Raw genomic sequence first — 16628 nt, 5'->3', positions numbered from 1 at the left:
GAGGACTGTCGCAGGGGGCGCTAGCTCGTGGGTCCGTCGTTCTGTGTCAGGGCTTTCGCGTAGTTGGAGAGCGAGCGGTTGTACCGGGGGAGATGACGGGACAGGGCGCCGAGGGCGAGGCTGGCCGCCTCGCGTTCGCGGCCGACGTCGGTGAGCGCGAGCGCGAGGAACGCGGTGACGGCGTCGTCGAGTTCGTCCGAACCGGCGACGCGCTCCGCCGCCAGGAGGGCGGCGCTCTCCTCGGCCCGGCCGAGATTGCGGAGCGTGCTGGCGTACTGGATCGTGGCCGGCCTGCGGCGCGCCTCGGGGAGCCCGGCGGCGAAGGCCCGCCGGTAGTGGTCGGCGGCCTTCGCCTCGTTGCCGATCGAGTCGTGTGCGGACGCCAGCTCGTACTCGCCGACGGCGTCGCCGGACGGGAGCTCGGCGGTCAGGGCCTCGACCTTCGCGAGGAAGTCCGCGGGCTCGTGGTCGTCGAAGGCGGCCCAGAGGCCGGCCATGCGCTGCTCCCAGTCGGGCGCGGGATCGATCATGTCCGCCAGAATACGGTCACCGGTTTCGTGCCGCGCAGGCAAGGCCGAGCCAGAGCGCGCCATGAGCGCCGGCTCCGCCAGGCACGGTCTGCCGGCGGGTGGCGTTTCCGGCGATCATGCAGAGGGGCCTCCCCTTCTCGAAGACGGGCTCCGCGTCCGTATGAGGCCGCCGGCGCGGTCGCCGCAACGCTGGTGCAACGTTGGTTACGGCAGGATTGGACCGTCCGGCCACGGTCGGAACTAGGGCCGCGCCGGTGCCAACCCACACACCTCGCACCGGCGCGGCCGCCGGTTCCCAGGTCACACGCTCGCACCGCGGTTCCCGGTGACGCCGGGCCCGTCCTCCGGGACGGAGTCCGACGCGTCGCGCCCGGCAAGTCTGAAAAGCCCCACTGCCCCGAGGGCGCAGGCCGCGGCGGCGAGCGGCAGCGAGCCCGCTCCCAGCGTGCCGAGCAGCCAGCCGCCGAGGCCCGCGCCCAGGGAGGCGCCGACGTAGACCGCGCTGCTGCTGAGCGCCAGCGCCTGCGGGCCGGTCTCCTCGGCGGCCAGCGCGAGAACGCGCGCCTGGACGGGGGGAGGGACGGCCCAGGCCGCCGCCGACCACACCAGCAGCAGCGGGACGACCAGCACCAGATGCGCCGGACGCATCGACCAGGCCAGCGCCAGCCCGCCCATCGCCGCGATGAAGGCGGCCGAGGCGGTCGCGAACGCTCTCAACGGGCTGAAGCGGTCGACCAGGGAGCCGCTGAGACGCCCGCCCACGATGCCCGCCACGCCGGTGAGGACGAGAAGGCCGCCGAGGCCGGACGGGGTGACGCGCGCGGCCCCGGCCAGGAAAGGCGCCAGATACGTCTGGATCATCAGGTTGCCGAGCACCGCGGCGACGGCGGCGAGCAGTGCGCACATGATGGCGGGGCGGGCCAGGGGGCGCAGGCGTTCGCCGAGACCCGTCGCGGGCGACGGCGGGGCGTCCGGCACGGCGACGCGCAGGAACGCCAGCGCGGCGAGGCCGAGGAGGCCGCCCGTCACGAAGGTGGCCTGCCAGCCGAGCACCGCACCGGTCCACGTCCCGAGCGGGACGCCGACCACGACGGCGCCCGTGAGCCCTGCCATCACGGTGGCGAGGTCGCGGCCCCGGCGTTCCGGGGGAGAGAGCGCGGCGGTGACCGCGAACACCGCGGGCAGGACGGCCGCGGCGGCGAGCGCGGCCAGGATCCGCAGCGCCATCAGCGCCGGATACGACGCGGCGAGCGGGACGGCGAGGTTGGCGGCGCTGAACACCAGCATGCCGCCGGTCAGCAGGCGGCGCCGCGGCCAGGACGCCGTGACCACGGCCGCCACGGGCGCGATCGCGGCGCAGATGACGGAGAAGACGGTCACGAGCTGCCCGGCCGCGGCCTCGCTGACCGAGAGTCCGCCGGCGATGGAGGGCAGCACGCCCACGATCACGAAGTCGTCGGTCTGGAGGGCGAACGCGGTCAGTGCGAGCGCGGCGAGCCGGAGGTCGCCGCGGGGGCGTCGGAAGAGGGGCACGCCATAAAGGTAACAGTCGTTGCCCTATAGGCTGGACGCCCCGGACCACGGAAGGAACCGCCAGTGCCGAGGCCGCGCGACCCCCGCCGCCGCACCGAGATACTCGACGCCGTGCTCGACCACCTCGCCGAGCACGGGATGTCCGGCCTGTCGATGCGTCCCATCGCCGAGGCGCTCGGCCAGAGCACGCGCGTCCTGACCCACCATTTCGCCGACAAGGACGCGCTCCTCGGCGCGCTGCTGAAGCGCCTGGACGAGGTCCAGCACGAGCAGCTTCACGCGACCGAGGGCTGGGACGACACGGCGCGCGGAATCGGCGCCGTCGTGCGCGACTCCTGGGACCGCCACCTCGCGCCTGAGAACATCGCGCGGACCCGGCTCGTCCTTGAGATCGAAGGGCTCGCGGCGGCGGGCCGTCTCGGCGACAAGGTGCCGGCGTTCCTCGCGGAACGGGCCGGGTTCGTCGCCGGAGCCCTGACCGCCCGCGGTCTCGCCGCGGGCCCGGCCCGCGTCAGGGCGACGTTCCTCAACGGCGCCTACTCGGGTCTGCTGACCGACTTCCTCACCACCGGCGACCGGGAACGCGTCGAGACCGCGCTCGGCGAGTTGTGCGCGCTCGCCGACTCCTGGACGGAGAACGGCGCCGCGGCGCCCTGACCCCGGCCTGTCGGCCGCAGGACGCCGAGTCCGACCCCCGCGATGGCGCTACTCCTGCGCGCGGCGCGGGCGCCAGCGCAAACCTCGCCAGTGTTCGGCGGCGCCGCCAGGCGATGCCCGACAGACTTGGGCCCGGTGCGGATTGGACCTGTCCTCGGGCGGGACCTGGTCATACCGTCCGCCCATGCGCAACACACGACGTTTCGCCCTGGCGGCCGTGGCCGCGTTTCCCCTGATGGCCGCAACGCCGGCGGCGTCCGCCGCGGACTTCGGCGCGACCGCCGCCGGGACGGTCTTCTCCCCCAACCCCGTCCAGCAGCTCGGCGACCAGTCCCTCACCGACGCCAAGGACGCCGACTACGCCGCGCTCGCGCCCGCCTACCGGCAGGTCACCCTCACCGACCTCGACGGGTCCGGTTCGCTCACGGGGCGGTACGTGCGGGTGAAGAGCGAGACCGGCAAGGCCGCCCGGATCGACGGCGGCGCGCTGCCGGCCTACCACCGCGACTCCGACCAGTTCGAGCAGGTGATGGGCTACCACTGGGTGACGACCGCGCAGCGGTACCTCCAGCACCTCGGGTTCGGGTCCGGTCTGCGCCCCGTGAACCAGCGGCAGATCGAGCTGCGGATCAACCAGTACGGAGGCGACAACTCCTTCTTCCGCGGCGACAAGGCGAACATCACGCTCGGCAAGGGCGGGGTGGACGACGCCGAGGACGCCGAGGTGATCATCCACGAGTACGGCCACTCCGTGCAGGACGGGCAGGTCACCGGGTTCGGCGCGAACCTGGAGTCGGGCGCGATCGGCGAGGCGTTCGGCGACTACCTGGCGGTGGCGGTCACCGGCTGGGCGGCCGGCACGCCCACCAGGACCCCGGAGCCGTGCGTCGCCGACTGGGACTCGGTGGCCTACACGTCCGGGCCGACGCACTGCCTGCGGAGGCTGGACGGGACCAAGCACTACCCCGAGGACGTGGTCGGCGAGGTCCACGCCGACGGCGAGATCTGGTCGCGGGCGCTGTGGGACGTCCGGCAGGCGCTGGGCGACGCCCGGGCGAGCACGCTGATCGTCGAGGCGCAGTTCGCGTTCGCTCCGGACACCTCCTTCGAGGCCGCGGCCGAGGCGACCGTCGCCGCGGCGCAGCGCCTCTACGGAGCGGCGGCCGCCCGCGCCGCACGGGACGCGTTCGCCGCGCGGGGCATCCTGTGACCGCGTGACCGCGTGACCGCGGGGGCGTGGTGCGGCCGTCAGGAGCGTCGTAGCATCTGCTCATGATCACGGCCGCGCTCGCCTTCGCCCTGGCAGCGATGATCGTCAACGTGGCGCCGGGGCTCGACACGTTCCTGGTGCTGCGGACCTCCGTCTCGGCGGGCCGCGGCTGCGGGCTGGCCGCGGCGCTCGGCGTCATGACCGGGTGCGCGGTGTGGGGGCTCGCCACGGCGGCCGGCCTGACCGCCCTGCTGACCGCCTCGCACGTCGCGTACACCGCCGTGAGCGTCTGCGGTGCCGCCTACCTGGCGTGGCTCGGGGCGACGGCGCTCCGGCACGCCAGGAGGAAGGCCGAGGCCGCATGCCCGGAGCCCGTCGCGGCCGCGGGCCGGCGCGCCGCCTTCCGCGCCGGGATCGGGACCAACCTGCTGAACCCCAAGGCGGGCGTCTTCTACATGAGCCTCGTCCCGCAGTTCATGCCGCACGGGGCGCCGGTGTTCGGCACGACGGTCCTGTTCACCGCGATCGACGTGGCCGAACTCGCGGTCTGGTTCTGGCTCGTGTCGGGCGCGGCGGCCGCCATGGGGGGGCGGCTGCGGCGCCCGTCCTTCCGGCGGCGGACGGAGCGGCTCAGCGGGGTGGCCTTCCTCGGCTTCGCCGCCGGCCTGCTGACCGGGCGCCCCTGACCGGGTGATCGTCGTCACCGCGAGCGCCGGGGTTGCGGCGAAAACGGCGGGCCCCGGCCGGGACGCCGTAGGCTGCTCGGGTGACTGAGAAGCTGTGGCACATCGAGCCGTCGGGCCCGCTTCGCGGGGACGTCACCGTGCGCGGGGCGAAGAACGCGGTCAGCAAGCACATGGTCGCGGCCATGCTCGGGGACGGGCCGAGCACGATCGGCAACGCGCCGGACGTCGGCGAGGTCGGCATCACCGCGGGGATGCTGGAGCACGTCGGGATGACCGTGGAGCGGTCCGGGGGCGACGTGACCGTCGTGCCGGGGCCGGTGTCGGACCCGAGCGTCGGCAAGGCGTTCACCGGGCTGAACCGCATCCCGATCCTGATGCTGGGCCCGCTGCTGCACCAGGCCGGCGAGGCGTTCGTGCCGCTGGTCGGGGGCGATCCGATCGGGCGGAGGCCGGTCGACTTCCACGTGGAGGCGCTGCGGGCGTTCGGGGCCGAGGTGTCGCTCGCGTCCGACGGGATCCACGCGCACGCCACGCGCCTGGTCGGGACGCGCATCGAGCTGCCGTACCCGAGCGTCGGCGCCACCGAGACGGTGCTGCTGGCGGCGGTGCGGGCCGAGGGCAAGACCGTCATCCGCAACGCGGCGACCGAGCCGGAGATCACCGAGCTGGCGCTGTTCCTGCAGCGGATGGGCGCGCGGATCTCCTTCGCCCCCGACCGGCGCATCGTCGTGGAGGGCGTCGAGCGGCTGAGCGGCGCGCAGACGCGGCTCGGCGGCGACCGGATCGAGGCGTTCTCCTACCTGGTCGCGGGCCTGGTGACGGGGGGCGAGGTGCGGGTGCACGGATGCCCGCAGGACCGGCTCGTCACCGCCATCACGACGCTGACCAGGATGGGCGCCGAGTTCGAGATCACCGATGAGTGGATCATGGCGTCCGCGCCCGGCGGGCTGCGCCCCGCGGCGGTGCAGACCGACACCCACCCCGGGTTCGCGACGGACTGGCAGACGCCCCTGATGGTGCTGTTCACCCAGGCGGACGGCATGTCGGTGCTGCACGAGACCGTGTACGAGAACCGGCTCGCCTACGTCCCGGCGCTGCAGAGCATGGGCGCTGAGATCGAGGTCTACGACACGTGCCTGGGCGGTCCCGCCTGCCGCTACCACGACACGGCGGCGCTGCACTCGGCGGTGGTGCGCGGGGTGTCCAAGCTCCGCGGCGGCGACGTGACCATGCCCGACATCCGGGCCGGGTTCTCGGCGGTCCTGGCGGCGGCGGTCGCGGAGGGGCCGTCCACGCTCCGGGGCGTGCACCACATCGAGCGCGGCTACCACCGTCCGGTCGAGCAGTTCCGGACGCTCGGCCTGTCGCTGCGGGCGGGCTAGGGCTTGTCTCGAAGTGGCCTCGGCCATGCGCGCGAAGCAGGCCGGGACTGTGAAACGCAGCCTGGGACGGACGGCCGGGGGCGGGGGTCGTCCGTGGCCAGGTGAAGGTGAGCGAGCCGCCGACGGGCAGGTCGTGCCAGAGCGGCGCCAGCTCGTCCAGCCGGGCCAGGACGCGGTCCACCGCGGGCCCGTCCTCGGGCGGGATCGGCCGGTGCTCGGCCCACGCGGGGGTGCGCGCGCCGGCGCGGCGGCGCCAGGCGAGGTCGCACAGGCCCGCCAGGTACTCCGACCTCTCCATGTCGCCGCGGTCGGACCGGTTGAGGAACGCCTCCCGCTTCTTCAGCCGGCGCTGCTCCCTGGCCCGCCGCCGCGAGTCGCCGGGCGTCTCGACGGTCTCGGTGAAGTCGCCGCCGCCCGCCGCGGCCCGCCCGAACACGCCCGACGTGAGGCCCGTCTCGGCCTCGGCCAGGTAGTGGACGAGGTCGTGGGGGATGTGGTCGTCGTAGCCGGGGGCCGGGTCCATCCGGCGCGGGCGCCGGCCCGGAAGCCTGACGACGGTCGCGTACCGGCGGTCACCCGTTCGTTCGAAACTGACGTCCATCCGGCCAGGCTAGGCCGGGGCCTTCCCGCGCCGCACTCCCATTTCCTACGGTGATGATCAGACCTCTGGAGGGGCGCCGTGGAGTTCGACCGGACCGACCCGTATCCGTTCTACGCCCGGGCGCGCGAGGCCGAGGGCCTGACCCTCGTCCCCGAGCTGGACGCCTGGCTCGTCGCCCGGCACGCCGACGCGCGGGCGGTGCTGCGCGATCCGGACACGTTCTCCTCGGCGAACGCGCTGCGGCCGGACGTGATCCCGGGGCCCGAGGCCGTCGAGGTGCTGCGGTCGCTGCCGCAGGGCCGCCCCGTCGTGCTCACGGCGGACGGCGACGACCACCGCCGGGTGCGCGAGCCGCTGACGCGGGGGCTGTCGCCGAAGCGGGTCGCCGCGGCCCTCCCGTTCGTCACCCGCCGGGCCCGGGAACTGGTCGCGTCCTTCGCCGGCGACCACCGCGTCGAGCTGATGGGACGGTACGCCCGCGTCCTGCCGGGCGAGGTGATCGGGCACATGCTCGGCATCGACCCGGACGAGGTGCCCGCCCTCATCGAGGGCGGCTACCGGGCGGAGGACCTGGTCTTCCGGCCGATGGGCGCGGACGAGCAGGTCGCCGCCGCCGAGCGGGTCGCGGGCATGAAGCGGGTGCTGGACGCGCACGTGCGGGGCCGGGAGCCGGGGGACGACCTGTGCGGTGAGATGGCGCGGGCGATCGAGCCGCACGGCACACTGATCTCCAACCTGCAGAACATCCTGCTGGCCGGGCACCTGACGACGACGGCGCTCATCGGGACGGCGGTGCTGCATCTGCTGCGCGACCGGGAGCAGTGGGAGCTGCTGTGCGCCCGGCCCGAGCTGATCCCGGCGGCCGTCGAGGAGGCCGCGCGCTACGACCCGGCGGTCCAGGGGTTCCGCCGGGTCACGACGCGGCCGGTGCGGGTGGCGGGCACCGAACTGCCCGCGGGCGCCGAGGTCTTCGTCGCCTACGCCGCCGCCGGACGCGATCCGCTGGCCCACGACCGGCCCGACGAGTTCGACATCACCCGCGAGCCGAAGCGGCACCTGGCGTTCGGGCACGGCGTGCACGCCTGCCCGGGTTCGCAGCTCGCCCGCGAACAGGTCCGCGTCACGCTGGAGGAGCTGACCGCGCGGCTCCCGGGCCTGCGCGTCGAGGAACCGGTGGAGATGCTGCCGAGCCTGATCCACCGCTCGCCCAAGGAGCTGTTCCTTACCTGGTGATGGCCGAAACCTACAAGACGGGGGCGCCCCCGGCGGCCACGCTGGAGGCATGGATCTGTCCAAGGCATCCGACTTCATGGCCACGCACGCGCGTCCTCTGGACCGCCGCCGCTTCGAACTGCTGACCGGGGAGGGCGACCGGGACGCCCTGCTCGCCGCGCTCAACGCCTACCGGAATCCCGACGGCGGGTACGGCCACGGCCTTGAGCCCGACCTCCGGTCGCGGACGAGCCAGCCGGGCCCCGCGCTGCACGCCTTCGAGGTCTTCGAGGAACTCGCCCCGGCGACCGCACCGGAGGCGGTGGCGCTCTGCGACTGGCTGGACTCGGTGACACTGCCCGACGGCGGGCTGCCGTTCGGCCTGGCCGTCCCCGACCCCGCGGGTTGCGCGCCGTTCTGGGCGGAGGCCGACCCCGGGTCGTCCTCGCTGCAGATCACCTCGGTGGTCGCCGCGACGGCGCGGCGCGTCGCCGCCCACGACCGCGCGGTCGCGCGGCACCCCTGGCTCGACCGCGCCACCCGCTACTGCCTCGACGCCCTCCGCGCCAAGGGCGCGTTCCACGCCCTGGAGGCGCAGTTCGCCATGTGGCTGGCCGACGCCGCCGGCGACACGGAGGCCCTCGCCCTGCTCGGCGGGCACGTCCCGGACGACGGCCTCCTCCACGTGGAGGGCGGCTTGGAGGACGAGACGCTGCGCCCGCTCGACTTCGCGCCCTACCCGGGCCGCCCCGCCCGGTCCCTCTTCGAGCCGGAGGTCGTGGCCGCCGAACTTCGACGGCTCGACGGCATGCAGGAGGACGACGGCGGATGGCGCGTCGACTTCGCCTCCTACTCGCCGGCCGCCGAACTGGAATGGCGCGGGTACGCCACCGTCAGGGCCGTCTCCATCCTGACCCGCAACGCCGGCCGCTAGCCGCCGTCCGGGTGCGGGACGGGCGCGCGTGGGATCCTGGAGACGCAGGCCACATCCGACGGCACCGGAGGCTCCCGATGGACAACGGCCCGGGTCACACGGCGCTCACCCCGCTCGCGTTCCTCGAACGGTCGGCCCGGGTGTTCCCCGGCAAGACCGCCTACGCCCACGGGGACCGGCGCGCCACCTACGCCGCGTTCGCCGCCGAGACGACCCGGCTGGCGAACGCGCTGCGCGCCTCGGGGATCGAGCCCGGGGACCGGGTCGCCTACCTGGCGCCCAACGTCCCCGAACTCCTCGTCGCGCATTTCGCGGTGCCGCTCGCCGGGGCCGTGCTCGTGGCGATCAACACGCGGCTGGCACCGGACGAGATCCGCTACATCCTCGGTCATTCGGGTGCGAAGGCACTGGTCGTGGACGCGGGGCTGCATCCGTCGGCGGCGCCGCTCGCGGGCGCCCTGCCCCTGACGGTCACCCTCCCCGCGGCCGGCGCCGACCCCGACCCGGCGGTCGGCGGCATCGGCTACGAGGAGCTGATGGAGCGCGGTTCCGACGACCCGCTGCCCTGGGCCGTCGCGGACGAGAACGCCGCCATCTCGATCAACTACACGTCCGGCACCACGGGCCGGCCGAAGGGCGTCGTCTACACGCACCGCGGCGCCTACCTCAACGCGCTCGGCGAGGTCGTGCACTCGCGGCACACCCCCGAGAGCGTCTACCTGTGGACGCTGCCGATGTTCCACTGCAACGGCTGGTGCACGCCGTGGGCGCTCGCCGCGACCGGCGGGACGCAGGTGTGCCTGCGCGCCGTCGCCGCCGCGGAGATCTGGCGGCTCATCGACGCCGAGGGCGTCACCCACCTCAACGGCGCCCCGACCGTCCTCGTGACGATCGCGAACGCGGCGGAGGCGCACCCGCTGGAGCGGCCGCTGACCGTCACGACGGCGGGCGCGCCGCCGAGCCCGACGATCATCAGGCAGATGGAGGGGCTCGGTGCGGACATCGTGCACGTGTACGGGCTGACGGAGACCTACGGACCGTACTCGGTGTGCGAGCCGCAGCCCGGCTGGGCGGGGCTGCCCGCCGGTGACCGGGCCCGCCTCCTGGCCAGGCAGGGCGTCGGCATGATCCAGACCGACGGGCTGCGGGTCGTCGACGGCGGCATGGACGACGTCCCGGCCGACGGGACGACGCTCGGCGAGATCGTCATGCGCGGGAACAACGTCATGAAGGGCTACCACCGGGACGAGGAGGCCACCGCGCACGCGTTCCGCGGCGGCTGGTTCCACTCCGGCGACCTCGGCGTCCGGCACCCCGACGGCTACGTCGAGCTGCGCGACCGGTCCAAGGACATCATCGTCTCCGGCGGGGAGAACATCTCCACGGTCGAGGTCGAACGGGCGATCGACTCGCACCCGGCCGTGCTGGAGGTCGCGGTCGTCGCGGTGCCGGACGACAGGTGGGGCGAACGCCCGAAGGCGTTCGTGGTCCTGCGCGAGGGGCGCACCGCCACCGAGGCCGAGCTGGTCGAGCACGTCCGGGCGGGCCTCGCCCGGTACAAGGCGCCCGACGCGGTGGAGTTCGTCGCCGAGCTGCCCAAGACGTCCACCGGGAAGATCCAGAAGTTCCAGCTCCGCGAGAAGGAGTGGGCGGGGCGCGAGCGCCGCGTCCAGGGCTGAGAACCCCGCCGTCGCGGGGCCTCCCGGCGTGTGAGGCGCGGCGGTTCGCGGGAAGTGTCCTCTGCGCCGGGCACCCGCGCCGCCGGGTGCGAGCGAGAGGAGCGCATGATGCCGCCCACCGACGGACCGACCGGGCGCGTGCTGATCGTGGGAGCGGGCCCTACGGGCCTTCTGCTGGCAGGGGACCTGGCCGCGGCCGGGATCGGCTGCACGGTGCTGGAACGCCGTGCCGAGGAGACGACCGACCTGACGCGGGCGTTCGCCGTGCACGCCCGCACCCTGGAGATCCTGGACGCGCGCGGCGTCGCCGACGAACTGGTCGCGACGGGGACGCGGACCGATCGGCTGCGGCTGCTCGGCTCCGCCGACCTCGACATGTCCCGGCTCCCGGGCCGCTTCCCGTACGTCCTCGTCACACCGCAGTACGAGACCGAACGCGTCCTGAGGGAGCGGGCCGCGGCCGCCGGGGCGAAGATCGTGTACGGCGCCGAGGCCGTCGGGCTCCGCCAGGACCCGGCGGGTGTGGAGATCGACGCGCGGACCGCCGGCGGGACGCGGACCTTCCGCGCGTCCTACGCGGTCGGCGCCGACGGCGTCCGCAGCGCCGTCCGGCGGGCGCTCGGAGTGCCGTTCCCCGGCCGCGCGGTGGTGCGGTCGGTGATGCTCGCCGACGTCCGGCTGGACGAGGCGCCCGAAGACGTGCTCACCGCCGGCGCCGTCGGCGACGCGTTCGCGTTCGTCGCCCCCTTCGGGGAGGGCTGGTACCGGGTGATCGCGTGGAACCGGCGCCACCAGGCGCCCGACTCCGAACCGGTCGACATGGACGAGTTGCGCGAGGTGACCCGCCGCGCCCTCGGCACCGACCACGGCATGCGAGACCCCCGATGGACGTCCCGGTTCCACAGCGACGAGCGGCAGGTACCGCGCTACCGGGTGGGACGGGTCTTCCTCGCCGGGGACGCCGCGCACGTCCACTCGCCCGCGGGCGGGCAGGGGATGAACACCGGGATGCAGGACGCGGCGAACCTCGGGTGGAAGCTGGCCGCCGAACTGCGCGGCTGGGCGCCGTCATGGCTGCTCGACAGCTACCACGAGGAGCGGCATCCTGTCGGGAGGACCGTCCTGCGCAGGAGCGGCGCGCTGCTGCGGTTCACTTTCGCCGAGCCCCGATGGCTGCGGACCGCCCGCGCCGCGACGGCGTTCGCGGCGACCCGCTTCCCGCCCGCCGCGCGGCGGGTCGCCGCCGCGGTCTCCGGCATCGACATCGCCTACCCGGCGCCGCGCGGTTCGCATCCCCTGACCGGGAGGCGGGCCCCGGACGTCCCGCTGCTGGGCGGGGCCGGCAGGCTCGGCCGGCTGCCGGCGGACGGCCGGTTCGTCCTGGTCGTCGCCGCGAACGACCCCGCGGTCACCTACCCGGCGGCCAAGCGGTGGGCCGGGCGCGTGCACTGCGCCGTCGCCGGTGGCGCGACGCGCACGACCGTGCTGGTGCGCCCGGACGGCTACATCGCCTGGGCGAGCGACGAGACGGCGCCGGACCGGCGCGCCGCGGCGATCCGGGACGCGCTGAGCCGGTGGTGCGGCCCCGGCGCCGATCAGTAGCGCTCGATCAGTAGAGCCGCTCCTCGCGGCCGTAGCCGAGCTGCTCGGCCACGTCGGCGACGTTCTCGTACTCGCGTTTCGGCAGCGTCCGCAGCTGGTCGAGCGCCTGGTCCGGGGCTCCGCCCTCGGCCGCGTGCCGGACCAGCTCGTTCGGGCGGGCCGGGTAGCGGGCGCCGCTGAGCATCCTGCCGAGGGCGCTGCGGCCCTCCACGTCCCGCGCGCTCATCCCGGGCGGGGAGCCCTCCCGGTCGCCGGCGGTGGCCGCCGCCGGGTCGGCGGGGTAGTCGTTGGAGAACGGCTCGGTCTCCTTGAACTCCTCGGCGTGGGTGGGATGGCCGCCGCGGACCATGCCCTGCGTCTCGCGGCCGATCTCCTCGTCCAGCTTCGCGCCGTGCTTGTCGCTCTTGTCCGGCATCTCAACCTCCCTGCGCCTATCGGACTGAACGTTCCCGGGCGCGCGTCCAAACATGCGGGGGATCCCGCGGACGGCGGCGCGGTACGGTGTGGCGCATGCTGCCGGAAGAGGGCGTGAACGCGGTGCGGGTCGTGGTCGGGCTGCTGGTCCGCGGCGACTACGAGGAGCTCGAGACCCTCACCGAGGGACGCAGGCTGAGCGCCTCGGAGATGGCCGACGCGGTGACCGCGTCCGGGCGCGACCTGATCAGCCCGCCCGACGGCGCCTTCGCCGACCTTGAGGTGACCGGGGGCGAGCCGGTCTCGGGCGGAGAGCGCGTCTTCGGGGTGGCCCTCCCGCTGTGGACGGCGCAGGAGGGGCGTTCCGCCCTGGTGCTGCGGCTCACCCTCACCGAGGCCATGGACGGCGTGTGGACCGTGGAGGTCGACGGCGTCGGAGAGCCCGCCGGCGGGTGAGCCGGCGGCGGTCAGGACTGCGACAGCCGCATCGTCCGCAGGACGCGCCGCACGAGCGAGTCCTGCCCTCCCTCGCCCGGGGCCTCCTGCTCGGCCGCCTCCTCGACGGCGGGGGAGGGCCCCGGCTCGGGTGGGGCCCCCGTCGGCTCGAAGGTGACCGGCAGCGACCGCAGGCCGCGTATCAGCGGCGACGAGCGCCACGCGAGCTCGTCGGCGGGCAGCGCGAGCCGCAGCCCGGAGAGGCGGTCGAACAGCCGCTCCACCGCGATCGTGGTGACGGTGGTGGCGAGGTCGCGGCCGAGGCAGGCGTGCGGCCCGGCGCTCCACGCCAGATGGGCGCGCGAGCTGTAGATCGAGTCGGGGCCGCCGCCCGCCGCGAACGCCGGGTCCCGGTGCGCGGCGGCGGGCGAGACCATGACCGGGTCGCCCGCCGCGATCCGGAAGCGGCCGAGGCGCACGTCGGACTTGGCCCAGCGGAACGCCAGGTTCGCCAACGGCGGGTTGGCGGCCGCCGCCCGGTTGACCGCCTCCTGGAGCATCCCGGCCGACAGGCTGTCGCCGGCGCCGGTCTCGCCGGCGAGGACCTCGGTGATGGTGTTGCTGATCAGCGTTCCCGTCACGTCGCCGACGAGGCCGGTCATCATCGCCATCTCGGCGGTCAGCTCCTCGGCGGTCAGGTCCGGCACGGCGGCGAGCATGAAGGACGGCAGGTCCTCGCCGGGGTCCGCGACCCGTGCCGCGCACAGGTCCGCGACCCGTGCGATCAGCCGGGCGGACGCCTCCTGGGCGTCCGGGCCCGCGTCCATCACTCGCCACAGGTCGGCGATCAGCTCGTCGCCGCTGTCGTCGTCGCCGTCGCCGTCGCCGTCGCCGGTCCCGGAGCCGAGCAGCCGCCCGATCACCATCAGCGGCAGCGGCCGCGCGTACTGCGCCGCCAGGTCCGCCTCCCCGGCCTGGCCGCCGCTCTCGGCGATCACCGTGAGCAGCTCGTCGGCGTACCGCCGGACGGCCTGCTCCAGCGCCTTCGCCTCCGGACGGCCCCGGTCCTGGAACGGCCGCAGCCCCTCACTCCAGGCGCCGCGCAGCCGGGTGGAGTCGGCGCCGTCGCGGAACCCGCAGTTGTCCGACTCGACCACCGGCAGCATCGGCCAGTCGGCCGGGACCGCGCCCTCCCGGTACGCGCGCCAGGTGCCGACCCGGCGGCTCCAGTTCCCGCGGGCGTCGCGCAGGATGTCGAGCGTCTGGGCGTAGCCGACGACGAGCCAGGCGGGCACCCCGAGGACGTCCACCGGCGCGACGGGGCCGTACTCCGCGCGCAGCTCCTCGTAGAACGCCGCGGGACGGGACCCGTGGTCGCGGTTCAGCAGCGGCTGGACGGCGAGCGCCTCCAGCGGCGGATGGGCGGGGGCGGACTCGGCCTGCGGCGTCTGGGGCTCCACGTGCACAAACCTAGGAGAGATCGTTCACCGGTGGCCGGTTTATGCTGGAATCTCCCACGGCGATCTTTCGGCGTGCACGAGCCCGCGGCTCTCGCGGGGTATGTGACGCTAGGGGTGCCCATACAAGAGCTGGAGGTCCGCATGGCCGACTCCGCAGGAGCGCCCGAAGACGGCGAGGACGAGGTGAAGCGCAGGTTCCGGGAGGCGCTGGAGCGCAAGCGCGGCGCGGAGAGCAAGAACGCCGGCGCCGGCGGCCGGAGCGGCTCGAAGGTGCGCGGCACCCACGAGCGCGCCGACCACCAGCGGCAGTTCCGCCGCAAGAGCGGCTGACCGCACGCTCGCAGACCCCCGCGCGGAAGGCGCGGGGGTCTTCGCGTTCTGCGGCGCCCCCGTCGCCCGCGAGCGGCGGCGCGGCCGGCGGCCGCCGTGTCAGCCCTGGTAGAGCTTCTTGCCGTAGTTCGCCTCGCTGTAGTACTCCCGGAGCTCCTCGACGCTCTCCTCGGTGTACTGGACGTCCTTGACGATCCGGGCGTGCGGCGGCAGGGCCTCGGGATTCCACGACTCCGGCTTCCACAGCTTCGAGCGCATGAGCGCCTTCGCGCAGTGGAAGAAGATCTGCTCGATGTCCACGACGAGCGCGAGGGCGGGCCGGTGCCCCTTGACGACCATCTCGTCGAAGAACGGCGCCTCCCGGACGAGCATGGCCCGGCCGTTGATCCGCAGGGTCTCGGTGCGTCCCGGCACGAAGAAGATCAAGCCGACGTGCGGGTTGCTCAGCAGGTTCATGAACCCGTCCGCGCGGCGGTTGCCGGGACGGTCCGGGACGGCGATCGTCGTGCCGTCGATGACGTGCGCGAACCCCGGAGGGTCGCCCTTGGGGGAGACGTCGCAGTTCCCGGCGGCGTCACTGGTGGCGATCAGGCAGAACGGGGACCGGGCGAGCCACGCGCGGTCCCATTCGTGCAGCGTGACCCGCTCCTTGTCGACGGCCCGCCGCATCGGCGCGCCGAGGAGCTCGCGCAGCTCCTGCGCGGAGGTGATCGCAGTGAACTCGGAGGCGACCGTCATCGCCGCTCCTTCCGCCGGGAGAATCCGGAGATCAGCGTAACCCGGGGGGTTGCGGGCACCGGGCCGCGCCCCTCGGGGGAAGCAGCCGGACCCCGTCGGCGCGCCGGATCCGAACGCCGGGAGCGTCAGCGCCGCGGGGCGTAGCGGCGGACGCCGCCCTCCTCATGGGCGTCCAGCGCGCCCCGGTCGGCGAGGACGTCCAGATGCGCCTCGATCTCCAGCACGGCCAGCATCCGGCTGAACGCGTCCAGGTCGTCGAGGCTGCGCCTGCGGCGCGTCCACGGCATCGCGGCCGCCACCTCGAAGGCCGTGGCGCGCCCGGCGCGGACCTGCGCGGCGGCGGCGTCCAGCCGTTCTGCGTGGTGCTCCAGCAGTTCGTCGATCCGGGTGTGGACGCTCGGCCGCACGGGACCGTGCGCGGGCAGCAGCACGGTGTCCGGCATGTCGCGGACCAGCCGCAGCGACTCCAGGTAGCTGCGCAGCGGCTTGGGCTCCGGCTCGGTCTCCAGTCCGATCGACGGCGTGATGTGCGGCAGGATGTGGTCGCCCGCGAACAGCAGCCCGGCCACCGCGTCGCGCAGGACGACGTGGCCGCGCGTGTGCCCCGGGGTGGCGAAGACGTCCAGTCCCCGGTCCGTCAGGGCGACGCGCTCCCCGTCGTCCAGCCACGCGTCCGGCATGGTGTGCGGGACGTCCCGCTCGGAACGCTCCACGGGCCGGCCCGCGATCTCGTCGGCCACCTCGTCCGCGCCGCACCGGCGCAGCAGTTCGACCTGGCGGGGGTGCAGCCCCCGGCGGGCGTCGAACGCCTCGATCGACGGCCGCTCGCCCCGCCCGATCCGCACCCGCGTCCCGAACGACTCGCGCAGCGCCAGGGCCTGCGAGTAGTGATCCCAGTGGGCGTGGGTGACCAGGAACTGCGCGACGTCGTCCAGCCGATGCCCGAGGACGGCGAGCGCGGCTTCGAGAGCGGCCTTCGTGTCGGGCATGGCCCAGCCGGAGTCCACGACCACGAGGCCCTCGGCGTCCTCGACGACGTACACGTTGACGGCGTGCAGCGACGGGATCGGCAGCGCCAGGGGGATCCGGTGCACCCCGGGCGCCACCGGATGAGCGCCCGGCTCGGTCCAGTCCGTCGGCTGCTCCACGACCGGTGCCGCCACCGCGCGCCCCCTCTGATTGCCGAACCATGTTCGGGAAGAACCTACTTCATCCCGGAGATCCC

General features: G+C 74.5%; 17 protein-coding genes. 11 read left to right on the top strand and 6 right to left on the bottom strand.

The genetic code is table 11. The annotated features are described in order from the left end of the window. Positions 1-20: 20 nt before the first annotated feature. Complete coding sequence (locus ACQEU6_RS11510; protein ID WP_499331345.1) at positions 21-530, bottom strand: tetratricopeptide repeat protein; 510 nt, start codon at positions 528-530, stop codon at positions 21-23. Positions 531-830: 300 nt separating this feature from the next. Continuing rightward, positions 831-2063, bottom strand: coding sequence for an MFS transporter (locus ACQEU6_RS11505; protein WP_499331343.1), 1233 nt, complete (start codon positions 2061-2063; stop codon positions 831-833). A gap of 63 nt (positions 2064-2126) precedes the next feature. On the opposite strand from ACQEU6_RS11505, the gene ACQEU6_RS11500 reads away from it, so the two are divergent. From ACQEU6_RS11500 to ACQEU6_RS11460, 9 genes are all read left to right on the top strand, one after another. Next, positions 2127-2720, top strand: a complete 594-nt coding sequence (locus ACQEU6_RS11500) for a TetR/AcrR family transcriptional regulator (protein ID WP_499331342.1) — start codon at positions 2127-2129, stop codon at positions 2718-2720. Between the two features lie 184 nt (positions 2721-2904). After that, positions 2905-3930, top strand: coding sequence for a M4 family metallopeptidase (locus ACQEU6_RS11495; RefSeq protein ID WP_499331340.1), 1026 nt, complete (start codon positions 2905-2907; stop codon positions 3928-3930). Positions 3931-3992: 62 nt separating this feature from the next. Beyond that, entirely contained in the window at positions 3993-4616 is a 624-nt protein-coding gene (locus ACQEU6_RS11490; RefSeq protein WP_499331338.1) for a LysE family translocator, read from the top strand. A gap of 80 nt (positions 4617-4696) precedes the next feature. After that, positions 4697-5998 (top strand): UDP-N-acetylglucosamine 1-carboxyvinyltransferase, encoded by a 1302-nt coding sequence (gene murA, locus ACQEU6_RS11485; RefSeq protein WP_499331336.1) that lies wholly within the window; start codon positions 4697-4699, stop codon positions 5996-5998. Between the two features lie 107 nt (positions 5999-6105). Next, the gene (locus ACQEU6_RS11480) at positions 6106-6471 is read left to right on the top strand and encodes a hypothetical protein (RefSeq protein WP_499331335.1); all 366 of its coding nucleotides are present in this window, start codon (positions 6106-6108) and stop codon (positions 6469-6471) included. A 206-nt stretch (positions 6472-6677) separates the two neighbouring features. Then, positions 6678-7832 carry a cytochrome P450 gene (locus tag ACQEU6_RS11475; RefSeq protein ID WP_499331333.1) on the top strand — a complete coding sequence of 385 codons (1155 nt, stop codon included), beginning with the start codon at positions 6678-6680 and terminating at the stop codon, positions 7830-7832. 49 nt (positions 7833-7881) lie between these two features. Continuing rightward, complete coding sequence (locus ACQEU6_RS11470; RefSeq protein WP_499331332.1) at positions 7882-8745, top strand: hypothetical protein; 864 nt, start codon at positions 7882-7884, stop codon at positions 8743-8745. Between the two features lie 77 nt (positions 8746-8822). After that, positions 8823-10424, top strand: coding sequence for a long-chain-fatty-acid--CoA ligase (locus tag ACQEU6_RS11465; protein WP_499331331.1), 1602 nt, complete (start codon positions 8823-8825; stop codon positions 10422-10424). A gap of 105 nt (positions 10425-10529) precedes the next feature. After that, entirely contained in the window at positions 10530-12026 is a 1497-nt protein-coding gene (locus tag ACQEU6_RS11460; RefSeq protein ID WP_499331329.1) for an FAD-dependent monooxygenase, read from the top strand. 7 nt (positions 12027-12033) lie between these two features. Here ACQEU6_RS11460 and ACQEU6_RS11455 read toward each other — a convergent pair whose 3' ends face one another. Further along, on the bottom strand, positions 12034-12441 hold the full coding sequence (locus ACQEU6_RS11455; protein ID WP_499331327.1) for a DUF2795 domain-containing protein: 408 nt from the start codon (positions 12439-12441) through the stop codon (positions 12034-12036). A 95-nt stretch (positions 12442-12536) separates the two neighbouring features. On the opposite strand from ACQEU6_RS11455, the gene ACQEU6_RS11450 reads away from it, so the two are divergent. Further along, complete coding sequence (locus tag ACQEU6_RS11450) at positions 12537-12896, top strand: DUF7668 domain-containing protein (RefSeq protein WP_499331325.1); 360 nt, start codon at positions 12537-12539, stop codon at positions 12894-12896. 11 nt (positions 12897-12907) lie between these two features. On the opposite strand, the gene ACQEU6_RS11445 is transcribed toward ACQEU6_RS11450, so the two are convergent. After that, on the bottom strand, positions 12908-14335 hold the full coding sequence (locus tag ACQEU6_RS11445) for a cytochrome P450 family protein (protein ID WP_499331324.1): 1428 nt from the start codon (positions 14333-14335) through the stop codon (positions 12908-12910). Positions 14336-14476: 141 nt separating this feature from the next. Between ACQEU6_RS11445 and ACQEU6_RS11440 the strand changes: the two genes are divergently transcribed. Beyond that, positions 14477-14665: a DUF5302 domain-containing protein gene (locus ACQEU6_RS11440; RefSeq protein WP_185024029.1), complete on the top strand. Its 189-nt coding sequence runs from the start codon at positions 14477-14479 to the stop codon at positions 14663-14665. 99 nt (positions 14666-14764) lie between these two features. Here ACQEU6_RS11440 and ACQEU6_RS11435 read toward each other — a convergent pair whose 3' ends face one another. Together ACQEU6_RS11435 and ACQEU6_RS11430 are read right to left on the bottom strand one after the other, a co-directional pair. After that, a complete protein-coding gene (locus tag ACQEU6_RS11435; protein ID WP_499331322.1) occupies positions 14765-15403 on the bottom strand; it encodes a pyridoxamine 5'-phosphate oxidase family protein in 639 nt (212 codons plus the stop codon). A 125-nt stretch (positions 15404-15528) separates the two neighbouring features. Beyond that, positions 15529-16566: an MBL fold metallo-hydrolase gene (locus tag ACQEU6_RS11430; protein ID WP_499331320.1), complete on the bottom strand. Its 1038-nt coding sequence runs from the start codon at positions 16564-16566 to the stop codon at positions 15529-15531. Between the last annotated feature and the right edge of the window lie 62 nt (positions 16567-16628).

The sequence above is a fragment of the Spirillospora sp. CA-108201 genome, from assembly GCF_050936235.1.
Taxonomy (GTDB): Bacteria; Actinomycetota; Actinomycetes; order Streptosporangiales; family Streptosporangiaceae; genus Spirillospora.
The sequence above is the reverse complement of the archived record's forward strand: the minus strand, read 5'-3'. Positions and strand labels throughout refer to the sequence as shown.